This is a genomic window from Gottfriedia sp. NPDC057948, assembly GCF_042887255.1.
Lineage (GTDB): Bacteria > Bacillota > Bacilli > Bacillales > Bacillaceae_G > Gottfriedia.
In genome coordinates, this window is sequence record NZ_JBHVPN010000001.1 from 281,063 (window position 1) to 305,749 (window position 24,687).

General features: G+C 34.2%; 16 protein-coding genes, 1 pseudogene and 3 riboswitches. Of the genes and pseudogenes, 15 read left to right on the forward strand and 2 right to left on the reverse strand.

Annotation, left to right across the window (positions count from 1 at the left end):
- Nucleotides 1–155: 155 nt before the first annotated feature.
- Both ACFVRR_RS01315 and ACFVRR_RS01320 read right to left on the reverse strand, forming a co-directional pair.
- The gene (locus tag ACFVRR_RS01315) at nucleotides 156–578 is read right to left on the reverse strand and encodes a CBS domain-containing protein (RefSeq protein WP_387323865.1); all 423 of its coding nucleotides are present in this window, start codon (nucleotides 576–578) and stop codon (nucleotides 156–158) included.
- Between the two features lie 40 nt (nucleotides 579–618).
- A complete protein-coding gene (locus ACFVRR_RS01320; RefSeq protein ID WP_097975950.1) occupies nucleotides 619–996 on the reverse strand; it encodes a Na-translocating system protein MpsC family protein in 378 nt (125 codons plus the stop codon).
- A gap of 115 nt (nucleotides 997–1,111) precedes the next feature.
- Nucleotides 1,112–1,249, reverse strand: a riboswitch (cyclic di-AMP (ydaO/yuaA leader).
- A 128-nt stretch (nucleotides 1,250–1,377) separates the two neighbouring features.
- A riboswitch (cyclic di-AMP (ydaO/yuaA leader) is annotated at nucleotides 1,378–1,519 on the forward strand.
- A gap of 480 nt (nucleotides 1,520–1,999) precedes the next feature.
- On the opposite strand from ACFVRR_RS01320, the gene ACFVRR_RS01325 reads away from it, so the two are divergent.
- The 15 genes and pseudogenes from ACFVRR_RS01325 (at nucleotide 2,000) to ACFVRR_RS01395 (ending at nucleotide 24,533) form a co-directional block, all read left to right on the forward strand.
- Nucleotides 2,000–2,077, forward strand: coding sequence for a potassium-transporting ATPase subunit F (locus ACFVRR_RS01325; protein ID WP_098121507.1), 78 nt, complete (start codon nucleotides 2,000–2,002; stop codon nucleotides 2,075–2,077).
- Between the two features lie 27 nt (nucleotides 2,078–2,104).
- Nucleotides 2,105–3,784 carry a potassium-transporting ATPase subunit KdpA gene (gene kdpA, locus ACFVRR_RS01330; RefSeq protein WP_387323868.1) on the forward strand — a complete coding sequence of 560 codons (1,680 nt, stop codon included), beginning with the start codon at nucleotides 2,105–2,107 and terminating at the stop codon, nucleotides 3,782–3,784.
- A gap of 32 nt (nucleotides 3,785–3,816) precedes the next feature.
- The gene (kdpB, locus tag ACFVRR_RS01335; RefSeq protein ID WP_387323869.1) at nucleotides 3,817–5,856 is read left to right on the forward strand and encodes a potassium-transporting ATPase subunit KdpB; all 2,040 of its coding nucleotides are present in this window, start codon (nucleotides 3,817–3,819) and stop codon (nucleotides 5,854–5,856) included.
- 24 nt (nucleotides 5,857–5,880) lie between these two features.
- Nucleotides 5,881–6,441, forward strand: a complete 561-nt coding sequence (kdpC, locus tag ACFVRR_RS01340; RefSeq protein ID WP_387323871.1) for a potassium-transporting ATPase subunit KdpC — start codon at nucleotides 5,881–5,883, stop codon at nucleotides 6,439–6,441.
- 49 nt (nucleotides 6,442–6,490) lie between these two features.
- Nucleotides 6,491–8,824, forward strand: a complete 2,334-nt coding sequence (locus ACFVRR_RS01345; protein WP_387323873.1) for a universal stress protein — start codon at nucleotides 6,491–6,493, stop codon at nucleotides 8,822–8,824.
- A 180-nt stretch (nucleotides 8,825–9,004) separates the two neighbouring features.
- Nucleotides 9,005–9,715: an SDR family NAD(P)-dependent oxidoreductase gene (locus ACFVRR_RS01350; protein ID WP_387323875.1), complete on the forward strand. Its 711-nt coding sequence runs from the start codon at nucleotides 9,005–9,007 to the stop codon at nucleotides 9,713–9,715.
- A gap of 12 nt (nucleotides 9,716–9,727) precedes the next feature.
- Nucleotides 9,728–10,096, forward strand: a complete 369-nt coding sequence (locus tag ACFVRR_RS01355; RefSeq protein ID WP_387323877.1) for a MerR family transcriptional regulator — start codon at nucleotides 9,728–9,730, stop codon at nucleotides 10,094–10,096.
- Nucleotides 10,097–10,152: 56 nt separating this feature from the next.
- Nucleotides 10,153–10,448, forward strand: a pseudogene (locus ACFVRR_RS01360) (ArsB/NhaD family transporter); the annotation flags it as partial.
- A gap of 202 nt (nucleotides 10,449–10,650) precedes the next feature.
- On the forward strand, nucleotides 10,651–10,839 hold the full coding sequence (locus tag ACFVRR_RS01365; RefSeq protein ID WP_387323879.1) for a hypothetical protein: 189 nt from the start codon (nucleotides 10,651–10,653) through the stop codon (nucleotides 10,837–10,839).
- A 109-nt stretch (nucleotides 10,840–10,948) separates the two neighbouring features.
- Nucleotides 10,949–11,137 carry a hypothetical protein gene (locus ACFVRR_RS01370; protein ID WP_387323881.1) on the forward strand — a complete coding sequence of 63 codons (189 nt, stop codon included), beginning with the start codon at nucleotides 10,949–10,951 and terminating at the stop codon, nucleotides 11,135–11,137.
- A gap of 108 nt (nucleotides 11,138–11,245) precedes the next feature.
- On the forward strand, nucleotides 11,246–11,434 hold the full coding sequence (locus ACFVRR_RS01375; RefSeq protein ID WP_097975933.1) for a hypothetical protein: 189 nt from the start codon (nucleotides 11,246–11,248) through the stop codon (nucleotides 11,432–11,434).
- A gap of 128 nt (nucleotides 11,435–11,562) precedes the next feature.
- Nucleotides 11,563–11,697, forward strand: a riboswitch (cyclic di-AMP (ydaO/yuaA leader).
- 115 nt (nucleotides 11,698–11,812) lie between these two features.
- Complete coding sequence (locus ACFVRR_RS01380; RefSeq protein WP_387323884.1) at nucleotides 11,813–13,717, forward strand: APC family permease; 1,905 nt, start codon at nucleotides 11,813–11,815, stop codon at nucleotides 13,715–13,717.
- A 198-nt stretch (nucleotides 13,718–13,915) separates the two neighbouring features.
- Nucleotides 13,916–14,782 (forward strand): lipase family protein, encoded by an 867-nt coding sequence (locus ACFVRR_RS01385; RefSeq protein ID WP_387323887.1) that lies wholly within the window; start codon nucleotides 13,916–13,918, stop codon nucleotides 14,780–14,782.
- 2 nt (nucleotides 14,783–14,784) lie between these two features.
- Entirely contained in the window at nucleotides 14,785–15,630 is an 846-nt protein-coding gene (locus ACFVRR_RS01390; RefSeq protein WP_387323890.1) for a lipase family protein, read from the forward strand.
- Between the two features lie 443 nt (nucleotides 15,631–16,073).
- Nucleotides 16,074–24,533 carry an InlB B-repeat-containing protein gene (locus tag ACFVRR_RS01395; RefSeq protein WP_387323892.1) on the forward strand — a complete coding sequence of 2,820 codons (8,460 nt, stop codon included), beginning with the start codon at nucleotides 16,074–16,076 and terminating at the stop codon, nucleotides 24,531–24,533.
- The last annotated feature ends 154 nt before the right edge of the window (nucleotides 24,534–24,687 follow it).

The window sequence follows — 24,687 nt, forward strand, 5'->3', positions numbered from 1 at the left end:
ATGAATAATGATGAGTTATTAAAATGGTTATTGGAACTGATTATCGTGAATGAATATGCGTATACTAACCCGTGACCTCTTATGGATAAGATATGTAGAGTTTCTTCAAAATAAAAGAGCAACTACAAAAACACAGTAGTTGCTCTTTTAACGTCTTAGTCTAAAGATTGATTTTCATTTAACAATTTCTTACTGCAGTACTCAATTATTTCTCTTCTCTTAACCATGCCAATAAAAACTTCATGATCGTCAATTACTGGAATGAAGTTCTGATTAACTGCTCTTGTAAATAAATCTTCAATTTGCGCATTGATTGAGACTGGTGCATAAACATGATGCAAGGAAATTTCATTTAGATTTATTTTTCCTGTATTAGAAAAAGATAAACTTTCTGTATTTTTTAATTTCCATAATAAATCACCTTCAGTTAGAGTACCAACATATTTGCCATTATCATCAACTAAAGGAATTGCTGTAAAACGATGGTGCTCCATTTTTTCAAGAGCTTGACGCATTGTCGAATTGATATTCATATAAACAAGTTCATTTTTGGGGGTAAAGAAAAACGCGATATTCATTTTTTACTCCTTACTTAATTTTAATATTTCTAAATAATAATTAGTTGTACTTAGCATCTAGTAATTTATTAATATTTTGATCCATTATAAAAACTTCAATTCGTTCACCAGTATTTGTACTTGTGTCACTATGACTAGATAGAACCTTACATCCTGTATGTTTTTCAACTATTTCTTCATATTCTTTACTGTACATTTCTCTTAGAACTTGGCGCATTTTTTTTACAAGACTTTTTCCTGTATCATGCGAAACTAAGTGTTTCTCTTCTGTTGTTAAAACGCCTTTAAATCGAAGGATGATCATATCTTCAACTATATATGTTTTAGCTTCTTGCGGACCTCTTCCAATTAGTTCTCTTTGGAATTTTATAAATGCCTCACTTAATTCGATTTCAAGCTTTTTTTTCGATGTTATCATTAATATCTCTCCCATATGGTTAATTAAAACAAAAAAATAGCCACAAGAAGAGCAATCTTCTCATAGTTATTTATTTCAATGGAAAGTATATTGAAATACTAATAACACGAATAAGTTTTGCTCTCTTCAAACGCTGGCGAGGTTAGCTGACGGATTCGGGCTTGAAAAGTAGCCCTACCATAATTGGATTCACCCCATGTGCAATGCACGAATGGTTCCCCCGCTCAAATTCACGATTTAGCGATTTCACAAATTTATTTTGTTAATATGTATATAATACAGAGATAAATTAAATTGTAAAGGGGTAAAAATTTACGAAAATATTTGTTGAAAAAAAATTCTTTACATGTAAAAAACATCGCCGTATAATCAAGTCAGCAAAATAAATATCGGCTTAATTACGATTATCGTAAGCGGAGGAACCAATTTTTTGGGGTTAATTTTACATGAATGTAGAAGGGATGAGATACTCTTTCGCCATCCTACCCGCCAGCTAACTTCGTAGGCTAAAGCGAGGGAGGTCAGTAGACCGCCTAATTTGAGCGGGTTTTTTATTGCCTTTTTGCAATAATTTACCTGAGCAAAAAATTAAGTAGGTCTTTTTATTTTGTATTTATGTGGAAAATTCTGGATAGTGTATAGAAAAGATTAGGGAGACAGAACACAAAGAGAGCATGATGCTAGCTAGGTGTTAGGTAGACCAATGAATGCTTTTCTTCCATTTTCAATTTACTAAAGCAAGTTTTGTATAGACATATTTCATTTAGAAATTATGTTTTACAAACTGAATTTTAGTTAATTGACTGGGAGATTAGTATCCATTGGTCTTTTTTATTGTTCAGAAATAGCTTGAAAAACATTGCATCAAAAAGAATTTAGAGGTCAAAGAAAGGAGAATTGCAATGATAAATGACCTTACAATGGTGGGCTTACTAGTTATCGTTTTTGCAATATTTTGGGGATTTACAATATTTTGCGAAAAAGCGTAAGGGGGAAATGACAAATGCTTATTCCAGCGATTATTGGAATTGTACTTATTCTTTATTTAATTTTTGTGCTTATTAAACCGGAGAAGTTTTAGTAATTAACATGTGGGAGGAATTATGAAATGTCCATAGGAATATTACAGGTAGTTGTTACATTGCTATTTATTATTTTATTAGTAAAACCAGTAGGTAGCTACCTTGTTAGAGTATATGACAGTGAGAAAACAGAGTTAGATCGCTTTTTTGGACCTTTTGAAAGAGTAATTTATCGATTAATTGGTGTACGTGAAGAAGAGAAAATGGGCTGGGAAAAATATGTTCTAGCGATGTTGCTAAGTAATTTTGTGATGCTAATTATTTTATACGCAATTTTTAGATTTCAAAAATATTTGCCTTTAAATCCTGATCATATAGGTAATATGCCATCAGCTTTGGCATTTAATACTGCAACTTCTTTTATTACAAATACGAACTGGCAGGCTTATAGTGGTGAAAATTCACTATCATATTTTTCACAAATGATGGCTATTACGTTTCCAATGTTTACTTCAGCGGCAACTGGCTTTGCAGTTGCAATAGCTTTTATTAGAGGGTTAGTAGGACGTCAGGATTATCTAGGAAACTTTTATGTTGATTTAGTTCGCTCAATCACTCGTGTACTTTTACCATTATCAATTATCGTTGCTTTATTTTTAGTATTCCAAGGTGTACCGCAAACATTAAAAGGTGCCGTGGATGCGACGACAATTGAAGGGGTTAAACAAATCATTACTAGGGGACCAGTTGCTGCACTCGAATCAATTAAACATATTGGTACAAATGGTGGAGGTTTTTTTGGTACAAATGCAGCACATCCGTTTGAAAATCCTACTCCTTTATCGAATTTAGTTCACATTGTTTGTATGATGCTTTTACCAACTTCATTGGTATATGCATTTGGTGTAATGGTTAAAAACAAAAGACAGGGTTGGACAGTATTTGCAGCAATGGGCATTTTGTTTATAGGGCTTCTTACAGCAGTATTTGTTGCAGAGTATAACGGCACTCCTGCATTACAAGCACTTGGTATACATGGAAATATGGAAGGAAAAGAAGTTCGATTTGGAATATCTGAATCAGCTCTATTTACAGCAGTTACTACTGCTGCAACAACAGGTTCGGTGAACAATATGCACGACTCATTAACGCCTATTGGTGGAATGGTTCCACTTGCTGAAATGATGTTAAATAATGTTTTCGGAGGTAAGGGCGTTGGTTTATTAAACGGATTATTATATGTCATCTTAACTGTCTTTATATGTGGGCTAATGGTAGGAAGAACACCTGAATTTTTAGGAAAGAAAATTGAAGCAAAAGAAATTAAGCTAGCATCTATTGCCATTTTAATTCACCCTTTAATTATCTTAGTGCCAACTGCATTTGCATTAGCATTAAAAGGGCCAGTTTCTTCTATATTAAATCCAGGTTTCCATGGTATGACTGAAGTGTTGTACGCTATTACTTCTGGAGCTGCTAATAATGGATCAGCATTTGGCGGATTAACAGCTAACACCGATTTTTATAACATCGTAATTGGATTAGTTATGTTATTTGGTCGATATATTTCAATTATTGCTATGTTAGCAATTGCTGGATCATTTTCTACTAAGAAAATTGTTGCAGTTACGTCTGGAACATTCCGAACAGATACGCCATTATTTACCGTTATTTTAATTACGATTATTTTAATCGTTAGTGCATTAACATTTTTCCCAGTACTTGCACTAGGACCAATTGCTGAACACTTAGGCATGTTTAAATAGTAGCAATAATAATGAAAGAGGAGATTGATCATATGGCTATCGAAAATAAGCCTATTTCAAAAGAAATAAAAACTCAGGCAATAATCGATTCATTTAAAAAGTTGAATCCACTTGAAATGATAAAAAATCCAGTTATGTTTATCGTAGAAGTTGGTACTTTTATTACATTAATTCTTTCTTTTAAGCCAGATATTTTTGGATTTAGTACAGTTGGTAGACCATATAATATTGCGGTATTTTTAATTTTATTATTTACAGTACTTTTCGCAAACTTTGCTGAAGCACTTGCAGAGGGACGAGGAAAAGCTCAAGCAGATACATTAAGAAAAACAAAGTCAGAAACAAATGCGAAGTTAAGACAAAAAGATGGATCCTATATAGAAGTTCCTTCCACTTCTTTAAGAAAAGGAGATATCGTTCGAGTTGATACAGGTGAAATTATTCCTTCAGATGGTGAGATTATTGAAGGGTTAGCATCAATCGATGAATCAGCTATTACAGGTGAATCAGCGCCAGTTATTAAAGAAGCTGGTGGAGATTTTTCATCTGTAACTGGTGGTACTCGAGTAGTTTCAGATTATATCATTGTTAAAATTTTAACGGATCCTGGTGAATCGTTTATAGATCGTATGATTTCATTAGTTGAAGGTGCGGCTCGTCAAAAGACACCGAATGAGGTTGCATTAACGACTTTATTAGCAGTATTAACTTTAGTGTTTTTAATCGTCATAATGACCCTTGTTCCAATCGCGAATTATTTAAATGTTTCAATTGACGTAGCAACATTAATTGCCTTACTTGTATGTTTAATACCGACTACAATTGGTGGATTACTTTCTGCGATCGGAATTGCAGGGATGAACCGAGTAACACAATTTAATGTTTTAGCTATGTCTGGTAAAGCAGTTGAAGCTGCTGGAGATATTGATACGATGATTTTAGATAAAACTGGAACAATTACGTTCGGTAACCGAATGGCAAGTGAATTCATTCCAATTGGAAGTATATTGGAAAAAGAGATCACTTTAGCTTCTTTAAAATCTTCCGTAAAAGATGAGACACCAGAAGGTCGCTCAGTAGTTGAGCTAGCACATAAACTTGGTATTACTTGGGATGAAAATGAATATAAAGAAGCAGAAATTATTGAGTTTACGGCTGAAACTAGAATGTCAGGTTTAAATTTAAAAGATGGAACTGAAATTCGAAAAGGAGCAGTAGATGCAGTAAAAAAATATGTAATTGCTAAAGGGGGAAGTATTCCGAGCGAGCTAGACGAAAAAGCAAATGTCGTCGCAAAAGCAGGTGGGACACCGCTTGCCGTTGCAATTAATCATAAGATTTACGGTGTTATTTATTTAAAAGATACAGTAAAGCCAGGCTTAAAAGAGCGATTTGATGAATTAAGAGCGATGGGAATCAAAACTGTAATGTGTACAGGTGATAATCCTTTAACTGCTGCAACAATCGCTAGAGAAGCAGGTGTTAATGAATTTATTGCAGAAGCTAAACCTGAAGATAAAATTGCTGCTATAAAAAAAGAACAAAATGAAGGTAAGTTAGTTGCGATGACTGGTGATGGAACAAATGATGCTCCTGCTCTAGCTCAAGCTGATGTTGGTTTAGCAATGAATTCAGGAACGATGGCTGCAAAAGAAGCAGCAAATATGATTGACTTAGACTCTGATCCTACTAAACTATTATCTGTTATTGCGATTGGTAAGCAGCTCTTAATTACTCGTGGATCATTAACAACATTTTCAATTGCAAATGATATTGCGAAGTACTTTGCGATTATTCCAGCCTTATTTATTATGGCAATTCCACAATTAGACTATCTAAATATTATGGGATTGAATTCGCCGAAGTCTGCAATCTTATCAGCATTGATCTTTAATGCAATCATTATTCCAATCCTCATTCCTGTTGCGATGAAGGGTGCGAAGTATAAACCGATGGATGCAAATAAACTATTATCTAAAAACTTATTAATCTATGGACTTGGTGGAGTTGTTGCTCCTTTTATTGGGATTAAAATAATCGATATGCTTGTATCTACATTGCATTTTGTTTAAAAAGTAAGAATAGGAGGATTTAATGTGAAATCAGTTATGATTGCGATCAGAGCATCGATTGTATTGTTAATATTATGCGGATTGGGCTATCCATTAGCTACAACAGGAGTAGCACAAGTCATTTTCCCGAAACAAGCAGATGGTAGTTTAATTGAATCGAATGGAAAAGTTACAGGCTCTAAACTTATAGCTCAGAAATTTAAAGGACCTGAATGGTTCCATTCCAGAGCTTCTGCTGCTAACTATAATCCTACTGCCTCAGCTGCAACAAATGCGGCAGTTGCGTCAAAAGAATATGTTAATGAAACTAAAGATAAAATAACGGAATTAAAAAAAGAAAATAGCAATCTAGGTAAAATGATACCTGCAGATTTAGTTACAACATCTGGATCTGGATTTGACCCAGATTTGTCACCTGAAGCAGTAAAAGCCCAAGTTCCTAGAGTTGCTAAGGCATCAGGAATTTCAAAGGTTAAATTAATATCGTTAATTAATAGTCATACAGAAGGACGCCAATTAGGAATATTTGGGGAGCCACGTGTGAATATACTAGAATTAAACTTAGATTTACAGAAGTTAAGATAAAGGGGAGAGTAATTCTCCCCTTTTTTATATATAGAAAGGAGGGGAAATCTTGAACGATAAACAATTTCGTAGGAAAACCCCCGATGAATTACTAGAATCAATTCAGAAAATCAAAAAAGGTCGATTAAAAATTATCATCGGCACTGTTAGCGGATCTGGTAAAACATATCATATGCTTCAGGAGGGTAACGTTTTAAAAGAACGTGGAATTGATGTTGTGATAGGCTTAATCAGCGAGACAGATCGCAAAAAAACAATTGATCAAATCCGGAGCTTGGAAAAAATTCCTACAATAAATTGGATCGAAAAAGGATTAATAAAACAAGATCTTGATTTAGATGCAATCATTGCAAGAAATCCTGAAGTGGTACTTATCGATGCATTGGCCCATCAAAATCGAACAGGTGCAATGTTTCCAACACGTTTAGACGATATTAATTATTTAATATCTAAAAATATAAGCATTATTACGACTTTGAATATATTTGAAATAAAAGAAGTATATGATAAAGCTGAAAAATTGACTGGTGGCAAAGTTATAAGCAATTTATTTGTTCCGGAAGAAACTTTAGCTTTGGCAGATGAAGTCAAGTTATTAGATGTTACACCTGAAGTCATCTTACAAAGATCTAAAGAAGATTTTTATATAGAAGAAAAAAACAAAAATATAAACCCTTATCAATTTTTTCATAAAAGTAATTTAGCTGTTCTTCGTGAACTTGCCCTTCGTTTCATAGCTAGTGAGGTTAATGACGAACTTGATGAATATCGCGAAAAACACGGTATAATCGGTCCATCTGGTGCATCAGAAAAAATATTAGTTACTGTTCAATATCATTGGAATGGTTCAATCTTGGTAAGAAGGGGTCAACAAATTTCAAAAAGATTGGGTGGAGATTTACATGTAGTATGTTTTCGCCCACCTAATAATAAATTAACAAATGATGAATTAACTTTTAAACGATCAATCATAAAACTTGTCGAAAAAGTTGGAGGCATCTTTGAAGAATTATCATTGAATAGTCATTCAATAGCAAGTGAAATCATTAAATATGCAATTAGCAGAAATGTAACTAGTATTGTATTAGGTCAATCAAAGAGAACGCGTTGGGAAGAGATTGTAAATGGTTCTATCATTAATAAAATACTACGGAAAACCCAAAATATAGATGTGTTTATTGTTGCAGATCGAGCAGAAAAAGATGGAGAAAGAGTACTTCCTACAAAGCAAGTAAATAAAGAGATAGTAGATCCATATCGTCGATTGAGTCAGCAAGAGCTTGTTCATGAAATTCATAAAATTAAACGTGGCTCATTAAAGGTTTATATTGGAGCTGCTCCCGGTGTCGGAAAAACCTACACGATGTTAAGAGAAGGAAATGAACTAAAGAAAAAAGGGATCGATATTGTAATTGGACTACTTGAAACTCACGGTAGAAAAGATACACAAGATATAGTAGGAGATTTAGAAATTGTTCCAAGAAAAGTAATTCCGTACAAAGAAACTACTCTTGAGGAAATGGACACAGAGTCAATTATACAAAGAAACCCAGAGGTAGTTTTAATAGATGAATTAGCACATACGAATGTTCCAGCAAGTAAGTTTAATAAGAGATATAAAGATGTTGAAGAAATTTTAGAAGCGGGAATATCGGTCATTTCAACAATGAATATACAACATGTTGAGAGTTTAATTGATAGTGTTGAACAAATAACTGGGATTAGAGTTAGAGAAACAGTTCCTGACCAAATACTAAGAGATGCCAATGAAATTGAATTAATTGATATATCTCCAAAGGCATTAAGGCAAAGAATGAGAGAAGGAAGAATTTACGCTTCAATTAAAATAGAACAATCATTAAATCATTTTTTTAAAACTGGAAATCTAATTGCTTTGAGGGAATTGGCACTTAGAGAGGTAGCTGATGATGTAGATGAACGTTTAGAGGCGTGGGAAAGAGATTTAACACTTAGAGGACCTTGGAGACAAGAAGAAGTAATCTTTGTTTGTGTAAATTTAAAATCAAATAGTGAAAGACTTATACGTCGAGGCTTTCGAATCGCATATCGTTTAAAGGCTAAATTGTATGTAGCCTATGTTAAAGAGCATGATAAATTATCTGGAGATGAAATGTTTTTATTAAAAAAAATAAAAGAACTAACTGAGCGATTAGGTGGTTCATTTGAAATGTATGAGACAACCAATCGACGGCATATATTTATCGAATTAGTAAAAAACATCCGTGAAAAAAAGACAACTCATGTCATTATGGGACAGTCAGCTCGCACTAGATGGGAAGAAATAAAAACTGGATCAATTGTTCAAAAACTGTTAAGGGAATTACGTTATTTAGATGTTTTAGTAGTTGCAGATATAAAATAATCGTTTTATTTTCACAACTTTGTAGCATGAAATGATTGAATTTCATGCTTTTTTTATTTATTTCTTTAAATTAATTTCACCATTATCAATAAATATTATTAAATTGCTTGACCTAAACTTAGGTTTAGGATGTAATCTCTGATTTGTAAGCAACAAAATAATAAATCGGAGGAAATGAATATGACAAAATTTGCTTTTGTAACTGGTGCGAATAAAGGAATCGGATTAGAAGTAGTTCGTCAATTAGCGGAAAAAGATTATCATGTTTTCTTAGGTGCTCGAAATGAAAATCTCGGCAATAAAGCAGTGCAGACTTTAGGTTTATCAAATATTACATTTATTCAGGTTGATGTTACTAGCACACAATCGATTCAGGATGCTTTAAATAAAATTTCGAAAGTAACTGACCACTTAGATCTCTTAATCAATAATGCAGGGATTGCACCAGATTTTCATATTTTACCAAGTGAAATCAAACTTGAAACTTTACGTCAAGCATTTGAAGTGAATTTCTTTGGAACGTTCCAAATGATTCAAACTTTTTTACCTCTGGTTAAAAACTCTGAACGTGGAAAAATTATTAATGTTACGACAGATATGGCATCACAAACATTATTTGATCGTGGAGAAACTGCATCAATCAATATACTTGGTTATAATTCATCAAAAACTGCTAATAATTCATTAACACTAACTTTTGGGAAAGAATTTGGAAGGAATGGTCCAGAAATTTTTGGTGTTACACCAGGTTTTACAACGACTGATCTAAACGGAAATGCACCTGGAGGCAATACAACTGTAGAAGGTGCTAAAATTATCACAGACTATGCAATAAGTGATGTAAACTACAATGGAAAAATTCTAAATTCAAAAGGAATTATGCCTTGGTAAGGATGAGAGTTTATGAATTATACAATTGGACAAGTAGCAAAGTTGAATAGCTTAACAATTTCTCAATTAAGATACTATGATAAACAAGGCTTGTTACCCTTTCTAAAAAGAACTGAAAGTGGAGACAGAATTTTTGATGAAGATGCACTTAAATTTATCGAAATGATCTTATGCTTAAAAAACACAGGTATGCCTATTAAGAAAATAAAGCAATTTGTTGACTGGTCAATGGAAGGGGAAGAAACGTTACAGCGACGTTTAGATTTGATGAAAATGCAAGAAAAATATGTATTAGATCAAATAAAAGAAACGGAAGAAAATTTAAAGAAAATTCAACGGAAAATTGCGAAATATGAACTTGAGATTAAAAATAATAATTAGTAAAAAGATTATATTAAAGTTTAGAATAAATTGCCTTAGCCTAAGTTAATACAGGGCTAGGGCTTTTTATGAATAATCTTCCTACAGTAATGATGCATCTCTTGCAATTGAACATACAAATACAACAGGAATTATAAAAGAAGGTCTCATTTATGCAAATGTAATTGGTTCGGATTTAGGACCAAAGATGACACCAAACGGTTCACTAGCTATTATATTATGGCTACATGTACTGAAACAAAAAGGCATAAAAATTTCTTATCGCACTTATTTGAAAATCGGAATTGTTATAACGATTCCAGTACTATTCATTACTTTTTTATGTTTAAACTCCCATCGGAAATTACTATAATTATGTAAACGATTACCAAAAATAAACCATCAAAAATCGTTAACCCCAAGTAATCGTTTACATTGAGAATTCCAAAAATCACCATTTGACGAGTGGTTTTTATCATGATAAAGTTGGTCTTACGTTTAAAAACGAACGTCAAACCACGGCCAAAAGGTCATGGTTTTTTTATATGAAAAAATAGCGAAAGGAGAAAAATAAAATGAAAAAAGTAATCTTATCTTTAGTAGTTGGATGTGGATTTTCGATTTTACTGACAGGGTACGAAACGAATAAGTCAGAAGTTAATAAAGAGATCTCTATGTTTAATCAAACTGAGGTACAAAACGTGTTAACAAACACTTTAGCAGTTGATCATTCACAAGAGATCGTTTGGAATCAAGCGCGATAATTAGTCGCGAAACTTCCGAAGTTGGTCTTACGTTTAATAACGAACGTCAAACCACGGCCATAGGTCATGGTTTTTTTATATTTTAAAAATCACGAAAGGAGAAAACAAAATGAAAAAAGTAATTTTATCTTTAGTTGTCGGATGTGGATTTTCTATTTTACTGACAGGGTACGAAACGAATAAGTCAGAAGTTAATAAAAAGATCTCAACGTTTAATCAAACTGAAGTACAAAACGTGTTAACAAACATTGTAACAGTTGATCAATCAAAAGAAATCATTTGGAATCAAGTACGCTAATTAGTTGTGTAACTTCCACTTTAGTGAGTCTTACGTTTAAAAACGAACGTCAAACCAGGGCCATAGGTCATGGCTTTTTTATTTGAAAAAATCGAGAGGAGAAACAAAATGAAAAAAGTAATTTTATCTTTAGTAGTTGGATGTGGATTTTCTATTTTGCTGACTGGGTACGAAACGAATATGTCAGATGCTAATAAAAAGATCTCAACGTTTAATCAAATAGAAGTGCAAAACGTACTAACGAACACTTTAGCTACAAATAAATCTCAACAAATTGTTTGGAATCAAGTACGCTAATAATAGAGAAAAAAAGTTTGTACTTATTTTGGGGCCAAAAAAATCTATTGTAAATTTTAATAAAAGCCTATTTACAAATTTATCCTAAAGTTATATATTTACATTTAAATTCTATATTTTTCTATTCAAAACCATAGTTGCTTAATCTTAAAAAGAGCGGGGGAACCATTTCTTTATTGGGGTGAATCCTTTTTTGTAAAGGTAGGGGTATTCTTTAATCCCGAATCCGACAGCTAACCTCGTAAGCATTTAAAGAAGGGGGTTTATTTAGTATTGTTTTTAAACACTAAGTAAAGCTTAGTGTTTTTTTGTATGCAAAAAATTGGGGAATTGGCGGTAACTCGCCAATATTATTTGTTTTTTAAAGGGGAGAAATTTATGCATCATCCGTCCGAATATATAGAAATTGGACTATTTATTTTAGCGATTTTTGGGATTTATTACTCGGTTGCAAATTTTAACAGCGTAAAACGAGTTTTTATTGGTAGACCTATGAGAACTGCAGAAATACATGCTCAACATAATAAATTGATTTGGTTCATTGCTTTACCGATTCTTGCAGCTGATTTGTATTCATCTGTTTCTTATGGGCCAGAGGCTGGGATGACCGAGTTGATCGGTCTAGGGGCAAAAGCACACTGGTATATCATACCGATTACAATAGCAACTGTTCTTTTATTAGGAATTCTTATCCTTTCATATATTATGGGGATTTTAGCTTATCCAAGTGGTGGTGGAGCATATGCGATTGCCAAAGACAATTTCAAACCTCGATGGGTTTCACTCGTCGCTTCAAGCTCACTTTTAGTAGATTATATCTTAACAGTTGCGGTTTCAGTATCCGCTGCTCTTGAAGCTGTGTCATCTGCATACCCAGCAGTTAAACCTTATGAAACAGTTTTAGCGATATTTTGTGTATTTTTATTATTAGTTGTAAATCTTCGTGGTATAGCTGAATCAGCTAAAATATTTGCGTGGCCAACATTTGGCTTTATGATTTGTATGTTACTTTTGATTTTTACTGGATTTTTTGATGAGTTGCAACATGGTTTCGTACAGCACCATACACCTACATTTGGTACAGTTCCACAAGGATTAAGTATTTTACTTGTTTTAAAAGCATTTAGTTCTGCATGTTCAGCTTTAACAGGTATTGAAACAATTTCGAATGCAGTGCCAGTTTTCAGAGAACCTCGTCAAAAAAATGCGATCAAAACATATATAGCATTAGGCGTAATTACTTCAATTACACTTTTAGGCTTTGCTTATCATTTATATGTAAACGGAATTTCACCAAATCCAAATGATACAATGTTATCACAATTAATAAAGGTATATTTCGGACATGGGATTTTATATCAAGTAATCATCTGGTTTACATTTATCATTTTAATTTTAGCAGCTAACTCAACTTTTACAGGTTTTTCACAGTTAGCAGCAATCGTAGCAGCAGATGGATTTTTACCTCGAGGATTTACAAACCGAGGAGATCGTTTAGGTTATTCTAATGGTATTATTGCTCTTGCTGCAGCAGCTAGTATTTTAATTATTGCATTCCAAGCCCATACAAATGCACTGATACCACTGTACGCAATAGGTGTATTTTTATCATTTACAATTGCTCAATTAGGGTTAACAAGAAGATGGAAGCGAGTAAGAGGGCCTAAATGGCAAGTAAAATTAGCTATAAATGTAATAGGATTAATTGTGACTTCAGTTGTTACTGTAATCTTTGCCGTTACAAAATTTGTAGATGGTGCTTGGGTTGTTTTAGTCGTAATTCCGACGATTATATTCTTCTCTTTAGCCATCTATAAACATTATCAAAATGTAGCAAGCGAATTAGGCATCGATCTAAGTTCTTTTAAACCTGAAGCAAATAAGGTTATAACAGTTGTATTGGTTTCAGGTACTCATCGTGTCGTACACAATACATTGTCATTTGCAAAAGGAATTGCAACAGAACCAATCGCTGTTTATGTAGGCTTTGATGATGAATCAATTGAGAGAATGGAAGAAAGATGGGAAGAATGGGGTAATCCATGTCGCTTAGTCGTTCTAAAAAGCCCATATCGTTCAGTACTTGCACCACTTTCAAGATTCATTAAGTTAATTGAAGCAAATGATCAAGATAGTCACATCCAAATTGTGATTCCACAATTTATTCCAAAGAGATGGTGGCATAATCTACTTCACAATCAAACAGCACTTTTACTTCGACTTTGGTTAATAAGTCAAAAGGATGTAGTCGTTACGACGGTTCCGTATCATTTGAGAAAATAGTGTTTTTAACAAAATAATTAGTAAAAAGAGTCATTCGTTGGCTCTTTTTTTTATTAATTTTTAAATTAATTTTCAGTAAAAAACTGCTTAGATATAGTAAAAGAAATGTGAATTTAAAAACTAATCTTAAAAGGGAAAATGAAACATACAATATATGAGGTATTTAGTTGGAAAATCTTAAAGAGAGGACGTGAAAATTTGAGACTCTCAGACAAAAGGAATAGTTTGAATAGTGAAGAGGCTATCTTACTCGCCGCATTTAGTTATCAAACGTATTTACTTTTTCTTAATGGAACAATTACTTTACCAAAAGGCTATGAGCTAAAATATATTATTTATGCTGATGTAAACGTAGAGGATCCTACAAATGAGGTATTTGGTTTTATTGCTGAAGCAAATGAGCAGATAATCATCGCGTTTAGAGGGTACGCTTCTTATCCTGCAGACCTTATTGCAGCATATGACATCCTACAAGTGCCATTTCCTTATGTAGAAAATGGCGGGAAAACGTCTCGTGGATTTACATGTATCTATCAATCGACAAGGAAAAAAATATTTAAAGAGTTAAACAAACTTTCAAGAAGCAAAAAGTTACTAATCACTGGGCATAACTATGGTGGAGCACTGGCTTCGTTAGCAACTTTGGATATTATCGTTAATTCAAAATTTAAAAATGTACACATATATACTTATGGTAGTCCTCGTGTAGGAGATCCTGACTTTGTTTATCGTTTTAATCAGGAGGTAAAGTATAGTAATAGAATCGTTAATATCCATGATTCCTTTGTAGCATTTCCAGAAAAATTCTACCCCCCTCCATTTACAGAAGACGGAATATATTACCAACATGTAAATACAAAGTATCCAATTTCCTTTCAGTTGAATAATACCCCAAGAAATGATGGAATAGGATGCTATTTTAAAAACTTAAGTCAATTAAATCCGGAATTTTCAACTAAATTATGTAATGAGAATCCTAATTTTTGTCCTATTTCGGAAATGTGTTTTCCATTCCAACGAACTTGTAATTGTCCTAAACCTTGTATTAAAAAAGGTGGTGGTTAATATTGTATACCTCACGAAATGAGAATGTTTTTAATAGTAAGGACGCAATTTTACTTTCAGCAATGTGCTATCAGTCCAATCAGCTTATCGAAAATGAAAGAGGAGAAATAATCTTACCTAACGGATTTGAACTTCGCGATATAATTTATGCATTTGCAGGAGTCGAAGAGCCAGAGGCTGAGCCTTTTGGGTTTATCACCGAATCAAAAAATGAAATCATTATCGCTTTTAGAGGTACAGATTCATATAAGGACAATGAGTCAGATCAAGACCTATATCAAGTAGAGTATCCATTCGCCGAAAATGTTGGTAAAACACATCGTGGTTTTACATGTATTTATCAATCTGCTAGAAATGAAATAATTTCAGAGTTATTGAAACTTTCAACTGAAAAAAGACTATTAATTACAGGTTATAGTTTAGGAGGAGCCCTTGCAGTATTGTGTTCATATGACATTGCAGTGAACACAGATTTTGAAAATCCTTTTGTGTATACTTTTGGTAGTCCTCGAGTGGCAGACCCTGAGTTTGCTTATCGATTTAACCAAATAGTAAGGAACAGTGTTCGAGTTTTTAATGAACATGATATCATTCCTACTTTGCCAGCAGAAGCATATCCTCCACCGTTTACAGCTAAAGGTTTATATTATCGGCATGTAAATAATATGTATCCTGTTAATTTTCAATTAAATAGTATAGCTCGTAATCATTATATTGGCTGTTACTTTAATACATTGAGTAGGATGAATTCGGAATTTACTTCTGATTTATGCTCTAATAATCCTGGCTTTTGTCCAAGAATAAAAATATGTACTCCTTATAATCGTAACTGTAATAAAAAGAAATAAGAAAAATTATAGAATTATAAAAAACTATCATTCTTTTTTAACTTAAAGATTGATAGTATTTTTTGTATAAATTGGAATTTCTTAATTTTTAAAATTTTTAAATAAAAATCCTGAAATTCTCCGGAATTCCCCCAAATTTAAACGAATTTAAATATTTTTTGATTTAGCTTTGTTTATATACTTTGTTTACATTTGAAAATTAAGGCTTTATTAATCATATCTGATTACAAATCTCCTTTTTTCACCAAATAATTACATTTTCCTACGTATTCTTATTCAAAAATAAATCAAAAAACGCTAAATTCCCCCAATACAAGACAATCAAATCTTGGAGTAATATTTAATTATTCAATTGTTAAGAAAAGTTTTTTATTAATGAATTTTCTGTAAAAACATCTGGCAATTGATTGTAAGTGGATGATGTATTTAATGGGGGGAAAAACATGAAAGAGATAAAATCGTCTCATAAAAGTAAGAGGCCAGCTAAAAAAATACTTTCGATCTTTGCTTTAAGTTCGATGTTTTTAAACGTTGTGATTCCTCATAGTTATGCAAGTGGAAACACTGCTGAAGAAAAGCTTAATCAGCAAAATTTATCAAGTAATACCTTTGATGCAAAAGAAGTAAACCATATTCTTGACGGGCTTACTGCTGAACAAAAAGCAAATATTAATAAACTTACTGGATCAGATCAAGCTGAAAAAATCCGTGTAGACAAAAAAGATTTAATTGGTTCAAAAAAGATTAATGTTATTGTTCAATTTAAACAAGATCCAGCTAAAATAGAAATCATTAAGCAATCTTTAGCTAAAGGTGGAGCAACTGCAAATAGTCAAGCATTCGCAAGTGAATATTCTGATGCTCAAAACAAAGTTAAAGATTCACATGCAAATTTTAAAAGCTTTTTGAATGCACAACCTAAAACAACGATTGTTGGTGGGAAATCTGTTAATACGGGAATCAGCATTACGCGAGAATTTACAGATGCATTTAATGGAGTTGCTTTAACCTTACCAGCGAATTTAGTTCAAAAGCTTGCAGAAAGTCCAGATGTTGCGTCTGTTTGGTCTCAAGTAGAATATTCTTTACCTGATGAAGGAAATTCTAAAACTGCAGCAGCAACAAGTACATCTGTTGGCAAGCCAACTTCAGCCCTTTCTTATTTAGGGATTGATAAGCTTCAAGCTGATGGTCAAACAGGAATCATTAAAACAGGTCCGCGTGCGGGTCAAAAGGTTAAAGTGGGTGTATTAGATACTGGTATCGATTACAACCATCCTGACCTTTATAAAGCAACACATGATGCAAATGGAAAATTATATGGTGGACATGACTTTGTTAATAATGATGGATTTGATGCAAACGGAAATATAAAATACGTTGATGACCATGATCCTATGGAAACAACTTATGATGACTGGGTAGCTGATAATGCGAATCCAGGTTCAGTTTGGGGAACACCACCTTCAACTTATAAGCCATATATTACGTCTCATGGAACTCACGTTTCCGGTACGATTGCGGCAAATACAACGAATAATAACGATGTATATTCTGCAAATGGGGTAGCACCAGATGTTGAACTTTATGGTTATCGTGTACTTGGACCAGGAGGACATGGAACAACTGAATCTGTATTAAGTGGTATCGATCAAGCCGCAAAAGATCACATGGATGTAATTAATCTATCTCTTGGTGCAAGTGTTAATGATCCACTTTACCCAACAAGTATTGCGATTAACAATGCTACATTAGCTGGAGTTGTGTGTGATGTAGCTGCAGGTAATAGTGGTCCTGGACAAGCTACAGTCGGCTCACCAGGTACTTCAGCTCTAGCAATTACGGTTGGTGCAAGTACAGTTCCTGAAGATATTGCAACTATGACTGTTAAGAATGGTTCAGTTTCTTATAAAGCACGTTTATTCGGTAAAAACTTTTCACAAGCAGACGATGTTTATAAAGGTCAAACACTTCCGATTGTTGATGTTGGTTTAGGAAGTGTAGCAGATTTTAGTGGAATTGATGTAAAGGGTAAACTTGTTTTAGTAAAGCGTGGCGTTGACTATTTACAAACAAAAATGGCAAATGCTCATAATGCTGGAGCAGCGGGTATGATTATTTGGGATAATACAGATGATGCTGATAACCAAGGCTTTATACCTAGTTTCTTAGGTGTAAGCATGGATAATGTTTATTCCATTTCATTAACACAAGCACAAGGACAAGCTTTATCTGATGCAGTTAAAAAGGACCCTAAAAATGCAAGTATCACTTTCCCTACTACACTAGATACTCCAGTTGTTAAGAGTGGAGATGACTTGGCAAGCTTTAGCTCAACGGGTCCTGTTAAGGATTGGACAATTAAACCAGATGTTGTAGCTCCAGGTGTTGATATTTCTTCAACAGCTCCATACGATATTTGGGAGCCAAATGCAGCACATGATTATAAACTTGGTTATCAGATTATGTCTGGGACTTCAATGGCGACACCACATGTTGCTGGTATTTCAGCTTTAATTAAAGCTGCACATCCAGATTATACACCTGCAGATGTTAAAGCGGTGTTAATGAATACAGCTAAAAGTATTGACACAGATTCAAAGAAATTTAGTGTTTACCAAGTTGGTGCTGGACGTGTTAATCCTGCTCGTGCCATTGCGACAGATGTGAAAATTCAAGTGTTAGATAAAGCATACGCAGCAGATGCAGATAATCATCTGACAGAGGTTGAAAACCTTACAGGAAGCATGTTCTTTGGGTTTAAAGGAAGAGGAGAAGGTGCAACGAACGGATCAGATGATGTTGTTTCTTCAAAAGATTTTAATGTTTCTAACCAAGGAAATAGCAGTAAAACATTTAAAGTAAGTACTGAGTTTATATCAACAAAATTTGCTGGATCGAATAAAGTAGGTCCAGGCACTGGAAATGATGTAAAAGTCGATTTTACTGTCGGTGGACAAAACGTGACAAACATTAATGTTGGCGGTGGAAGTACTGTTAAAGCAACAGCAAAAATTACAGTTCCATCAAATGCATTAGAGGGCACTTACGAAGGTTATATTAATCTAGTAAACGCTGCTGACCCATCCGAGACTTATCGTGTTCCGTTTACGATTACAGTTGCAGAAAAAGGAATTAATAAATTCCAAGTAGCGATAAAAGCGGCGTCAGAAGGAAATCTTTCAGCTTATTATTTATCGGTAAATAACGAAATGGAAAACTTATATATTGCCATAAAAGACAAAGATGGAAAATATATAGGTATAGCTAATACTTTATCAAACGGTAGTAACTTAATCCCAGGTGTTCAGTATGGCCCAAGTATAACACTATTTAATGGATGGTATCTTCCATTTACAAAGTCATACGATGGAACGTATGATCAGTCTGGTATATCAAACTCAGTGCAAGTACTAAAAGAAGGTGCTTACTCACTCGAGTTAATCGCAACTGGTAAAGATGGAAAACGTTACACAGCGGAAGATACGGTCTATGTTGACGGTACACCACCAACAATGAAGATGGATCAAGACTCCAAGGGTGGAATTTATGAAATTGATCCGACAGGATACCTACCTGGACAAGAAATCAAAGGACTCCGTGGTACAGTTTATGACTCAAACGTAGACGTGATGAAAAACAATGGAGAAACGTCAGTGCCAAGCCCTAAGGATGGCGTAACGCCAGTTCCTGTTGATCAAGCATTGAACAGAGTTACAGGTTATCAAGACAGTCAGTTCCCAACAGTTTACTTTGATACAGATGCGAAAGGTCGCTTCCATTTTGGGGTGTCAGCTGAGGATGTAGCAAATAAAATGGGTAGTGAATTTTATATTGAACCTTCTGATTATTCAGGTGAAAGTGATGGAACTGTAAACGGACAGACCTATTATTTCATTAAAAAGGGAAATCCGTATGTCACATTAACTTCATCTAATGGAGTAGATGCAGGACCAGGTAACGAAGATAAAGTAGTTGTTGATAATAATAAACCATTCAAAATGACAATGACAACTAAGTATGGAGTAGGAATGACCGGCGGTAAATTTTTGCTGAATAATCATAGTGTCTATGAATTCAGTAATATTCGCCTTACGGATGAGTATAAAAATTACTTAATCAGTAAAGGTATTGATCCGACTAAAGTTCTTACGGTAAGTCAACCGTATAAACATCCAACTTATGGAATTGGCTTAACAACAGATGTAACGATTTCAAATATAGGTCCAGCGGGTGCACTTGATCATGATATGCCGATTATAGAAGCAGATGTAACCTATAACAGTCCTGATCCAATAACAGGGCAATTTGAATATCAATTACTACAAGCAAATTTAACTTTGTCAGGTGAAGATACAAAAGTAGCGTGGTTCCCAACAAATGTACCTTATGTAAGACAGAATATCTCTGTACTTAGAGGGCAAATAGCAGCAGAATCTTTCCAAAGAAATACTGTAAATAACCTATATCCTCAATTCACGGTTGATTCGGGTGCGAAGGTAACTGCTACGGATGATAAAGGGAATAAATTTACAACAGACCAACCAACATCATTTAATAATACAATGGCATATACGTTTATTAACCCATATTATGCTCTGACAATGGGTGTTAGTGACAAGCCGTATTCTGTCGAAGCAAGTGTACCAGGACACTTTAAAGGATATGAAAAAACACCTGTAATTGGTGAAAACAAATTCGGTTATCAATCAGGTACTGTAAAGGATATTCGAGGTTTATTCCCGATCCTTTTAGGTGGAGATGTTAACGGTGACAACGTAATCGACATGAAAGATTTGATGAAGGAAATCGATGTTTATTATCAATATAAAAACCTAAATAATTTTAATAATCCATTAAATAATGTAGCAAACAAAACGGCATTCTTAAACACGAACCGTGATGAAGATATTTATTGGATTAAGCCTACAGGTTTTGGTTATGGAATTGATTACAACGACTTCTATTACATCTTTAAAAACTTTGGTAAACAAAATCAAAGTGCAATTGATGCAGGATTAACTGTTCCAACTGCTCAATTAGCAGTAGATCAAGACAAAACTTTTACAACAGACTATGCTGGCTCAATCACGTTAAATGCAGGTGATACGGTACAGCAAGTCATGCAAAAGCTTAATTTTACAGCTCCAGCACAAACAATTTCAGCAACACCAAAGTTACAAGACTTGCAAAATGGGGCATCAATCTCTCTTTCTCCTACAAGTGCGGTGTTTGTTGATGATGTAGTATGGAGAAAATCAATTACAAAAATTATGCTAGGTTCAACAGATGTAACGAATTTAGTAACGATTAACCCAGCATATATTTATTATGACGCAAATGGTGCATCGCAAACAATGCCTTCAAAAATTACGTTCCCGGGCTCATTATTCCCGACGGCAACGAATTACACAATTACAGTGAAGGCGACAGGATACCAAGATGTTACTAAATCTCTTACAGTATCAGCAGTACCAATTCCGACGCCATCAATTCCAAATATTACAGACCCAACGGTAGCGCATATCGGGAATGACTTAACATTAACTTTCCAAGAAGATGCGAAATGGAGAAATGGAATCAATAAGGTGATTGTAACAACTAACAATGGTAAGAGCATGGATATTAGTAATTTAATCAATCCAGATACGAATCAAAAATATTATGACATTAGTAAACCAGGCCAAATTACGTTCAATGCGAAAACATTTATGACAGATTCGACTCTTGATCCTGATGTAAGAAGTTCAACTTATGGTACTGCGACTGTCAACCCTGGTGGAAAAAACTATCTGCCACAACTATACAGATTTACAATCGGCTCAGTAGGTGCAGATGGAACTGTTTATCCAGATGTCATTGGAGGTTATGATCCTATTTACACAGCTCAGCAGCCAGTTGGATATACGATTAATTTTGACAGCCAAGGCGGATCAGTAATAAAGCCGATGACGGTAGGATACAAAGCAAATTCAAGTAGATCAAATGGTCCGAGTAGTAATTTAGTGTCATCCAAGGATCCTGCACCAACTAAAACTGGTTATAAATTCCTTGGTTGGTATAATGAGCCAGAAGGTATAACACCGTGGGATACATCGTTTACTTTAACTGGAGATAAAACAGTTTATGCAAAATGGCAAATGAATACGACTCAAAGTTATTCACCAGTTGATAAAGCGAACCCGAATGGATTAAAATTTGACGGAAGTAACGGCGCTGTAAGTGGAAAAGGATGGGTACTTGGTGAAGGCGATTTAAAAATCAACATCCCAGATTATTTAACGAATGTTTCTTGGTTAACAGGTAAAGACAAAATTGCAAAAATTGATGCGAAATTCTATCAGGTGAAAAGTGATGGTTCAACAGTAGCAGCAGATCCGTATACATTAGACCCAAGCACTTATAGCTTGTCGTCTAACGGAAGTAACGGAGTTCTATCCTTCACAACAGCTACACATGATCAAGCTGTAAAAGCAGGTCAAACCAAGTTAGGAGAAAAGTTTGCATTCAGTGAAATGTCACCGCTAGGGTATGATTTAACGATAAAATCGACAACAGGCGAAATTTTCACAATTCCAGGTTTACAACTTGGGTATAGACGTCATATTGATTTAAACGGCGGTACGTTAAAGAATGCAAATGATACATTCTTCGCTGATTCATTAGTCACTACAAAAATAAATGCGCCTAGTTTGAGTGCAGGTGCAACACATGTAACAAATGGAACTTTAACAATTAGTCCAGACCTATATTTGGATGCAGCTGGGTCTAGTGATAAGAAGTCAGATATTTCAACAACAGTCTCTAAAGTATTAACAGATAATACTACTTTCTATCTATGCTGGATAAAAGTACCACCAACGGTAAATAAAGATGTTGCTGGAAACATTGTAGGTAGCGATATTACATTACCATTTACTGATGACGGCACATGGAAAAACAATATTAAGGCTGTACAAATCGGCGCTAAAACATTAGTGCTAAATACGGATTACACAATCACAAATAATAGCATTATCCTAAAAGCTGCACTTTTCACAGTTGGCCAAAAGGTCAATGTGACAATTGTTTCAGAAGGGTATAAAGATGTGACAGTTGCTGACCAAGTAATTGGTTATACAGTAACGTTTGATTCAAATGGTGGAGATCCAGTTTCTGCTCAAATCGTAGACAGAAATGCGACTAAACCAATGGATCCAACTAAAGTAGGCTACAAGTTCTATGGTTGGTATACAGATCAAGATTTAACAAATTCTTATGATTTTGAAAACATTGTGACAAAACCAATTACTCTATATGCGAAATATGCATTAGCTGGTTCAGTTGTAACTGCTGATACAACAGACAATGCAGTAGGAAACGATATGGTATTAGAGTACATTGACAAAGATTGGGCAAATGCGATTACTGGCCTTAACATCAATGGTCTTCCAGTAGACGCATCAAAATACAATGTAGATAAAGATGCTCGTACAATTACTCTAGATAAGAGTCTATTCACAAGAGCTAAAGATTATACGATTACAGTAAAAGCTAAAGAGTATGCTGATGTGACAGTAGTACAAAAAGTTGTAAATGGATATGCTGTGCATTTCGTAATGCCAAAGAATGCACCTGCTGAAGTGAAGGATGCAACAAAAGATCAAATTGTAGCACGCAGAATCACAGCACCAACTGTACACGGTTATGATCTAACTTGGTTTGCAGATGAAGCATGTACAATTCCTTGGGATTTCACAAATTCAATTTACTCTGCAAAAACGATTTACGGTCAATGGAAACCAGCAAAATACACTGTTATCTATGACACACAAGATGCTGGACTTGTAGTTTCAGTAAAAGCTGAATACAATTCATTACTAGATGAAACAAAACCGACAAGAACTGGTTACACATTTGTTGGTTGGTACAAAGATGCTGAAGGAAAAGAAGCTTGGAACTTTGCGACAGACAAAGTAACAGATAACACGATCCTTTATGCGAAGTGGAGTATTAATTCTTACACTGTTCACTTCGATAGCAATGGTGGTAGTCAAGTTGCTGACAAAGCTACAGATTATAACACAGGAATCACTGCACCAACAACAACGAGAACTGGTTATACATTCGTTGGTTGGTACAAAGATGCTTTAAATACAATTCCTTGGAACTTTGCAACAGATAAAGTAACGAACGACACTACGTTATATGCGAAATGGCAAATCAATTCGTATACAGTGAAGTATGAGAGCAATGGTGGTTCTACGGTTCCTGCTCAAACAACGGATTACAATAGTATCTTAAACTTACCAACACCAACTAAAACGGGTTATACGTTCGCTGGATGGTATAAAGATGCTACGTTAAATACGCCAGTAGGAAACACTTTAACATTAACTAGCAACATTACACTTTATGCAAAATGGAACATTAATGCGTATACTGTTACATTTAACACTTCTGGTGGAAGTACAGTTGCTTCAAAAACAGCAATTTACAATGCAACAATTAGCCAACCAGCAGCACCAACTAAAAAAGGCTTTGTATTTATTGGATGGTACAAAGATGGTGGAGGAAAAGTGGCTTGGAACTTTGCAACAGATCGAGTTACTGCAGATACGATGATTTATGCGAAGTGGGAAAAAACTCCTGGTAAACCATCTAATGCAACAACAGCCAAAGCTGGAAAAGATGCTGTTAAACTGACTTGGTCAAAAGTATCAGGAGCAACAGGATATGAAGTTGTTAAATCAACTTCAAAAACAGGATCATACACTCACGTAACTAGCGTGACAACAACTAATTATACGAACAAAGGATTAAGTAAAGGTAAAACACACTACTACAAAATCCGTTCTTACAAAATGGTTGGATCTAAAAAAATCTATGGTGAGTGGACAAGCGTAATGTCTATCAAGCTATAAGAAATGAAATAACAAGCAGTACAAATTACTCTCAAACCAAAAAGGGTGCTTATGAAATTAGAGAAGATGGATTAAACACCCTTTTTGGAAAAGTAAAACGATTAGATCGGCTTTTTCAAATTAAAAACTTTCCCTTAAAAATATTTAAAGACAA

Bases quoted from the DNA above. Each gene is read 5' to 3' on its own strand.
- ACFVRR_RS01315 (WP_387323865.1), bottom strand. From the start codon at position 578: ATGAATATCGCGTTTTTCTTTACCCCCAAAAATGAACTTGTTTATATG.
- ACFVRR_RS01320 (WP_097975950.1), bottom strand. From the start codon at position 996: ATGATAACATCGAAAAAAAAGCTTGAAATCGAATTAAGTGAGGCATTT.
- ACFVRR_RS01325 (WP_098121507.1), top strand. From the start codon at position 2,000: ATGCTTATTCCAGCGATTATTGGAATTGTACTTATTCTTTATTTAATT.
- kdpA (WP_387323868.1), top strand. From the start codon at position 2,105: ATGTCCATAGGAATATTACAGGTAGTTGTTACATTGCTATTTATTATT.
- kdpB (WP_387323869.1), top strand. From the start codon at position 3,817: ATGGCTATCGAAAATAAGCCTATTTCAAAAGAAATAAAAACTCAGGCA.
- ACFVRR_RS01350 (WP_387323875.1), top strand. From the start codon at position 9,005: ATGACAAAATTTGCTTTTGTAACTGGTGCGAATAAAGGAATCGGATTA.
- ACFVRR_RS01355 (WP_387323877.1), top strand. From the start codon at position 9,728: ATGAATTATACAATTGGACAAGTAGCAAAGTTGAATAGCTTAACAATT.
- ACFVRR_RS01365 (WP_387323879.1), top strand. From the start codon at position 10,651: ATGAAAAAAGTAATCTTATCTTTAGTAGTTGGATGTGGATTTTCGATT.
- ACFVRR_RS01370 (WP_387323881.1), top strand. From the start codon at position 10,949: ATGAAAAAAGTAATTTTATCTTTAGTTGTCGGATGTGGATTTTCTATT.
- ACFVRR_RS01375 (WP_097975933.1), top strand. From the start codon at position 11,246: ATGAAAAAAGTAATTTTATCTTTAGTAGTTGGATGTGGATTTTCTATT.
- ACFVRR_RS01380 (WP_387323884.1), top strand. From the start codon at position 11,813: ATGCATCATCCGTCCGAATATATAGAAATTGGACTATTTATTTTAGCG.
- ACFVRR_RS01395 (WP_387323892.1), top strand. From the start codon at position 16,074: ATGAAAGAGATAAAATCGTCTCATAAAAGTAAGAGGCCAGCTAAAAAA.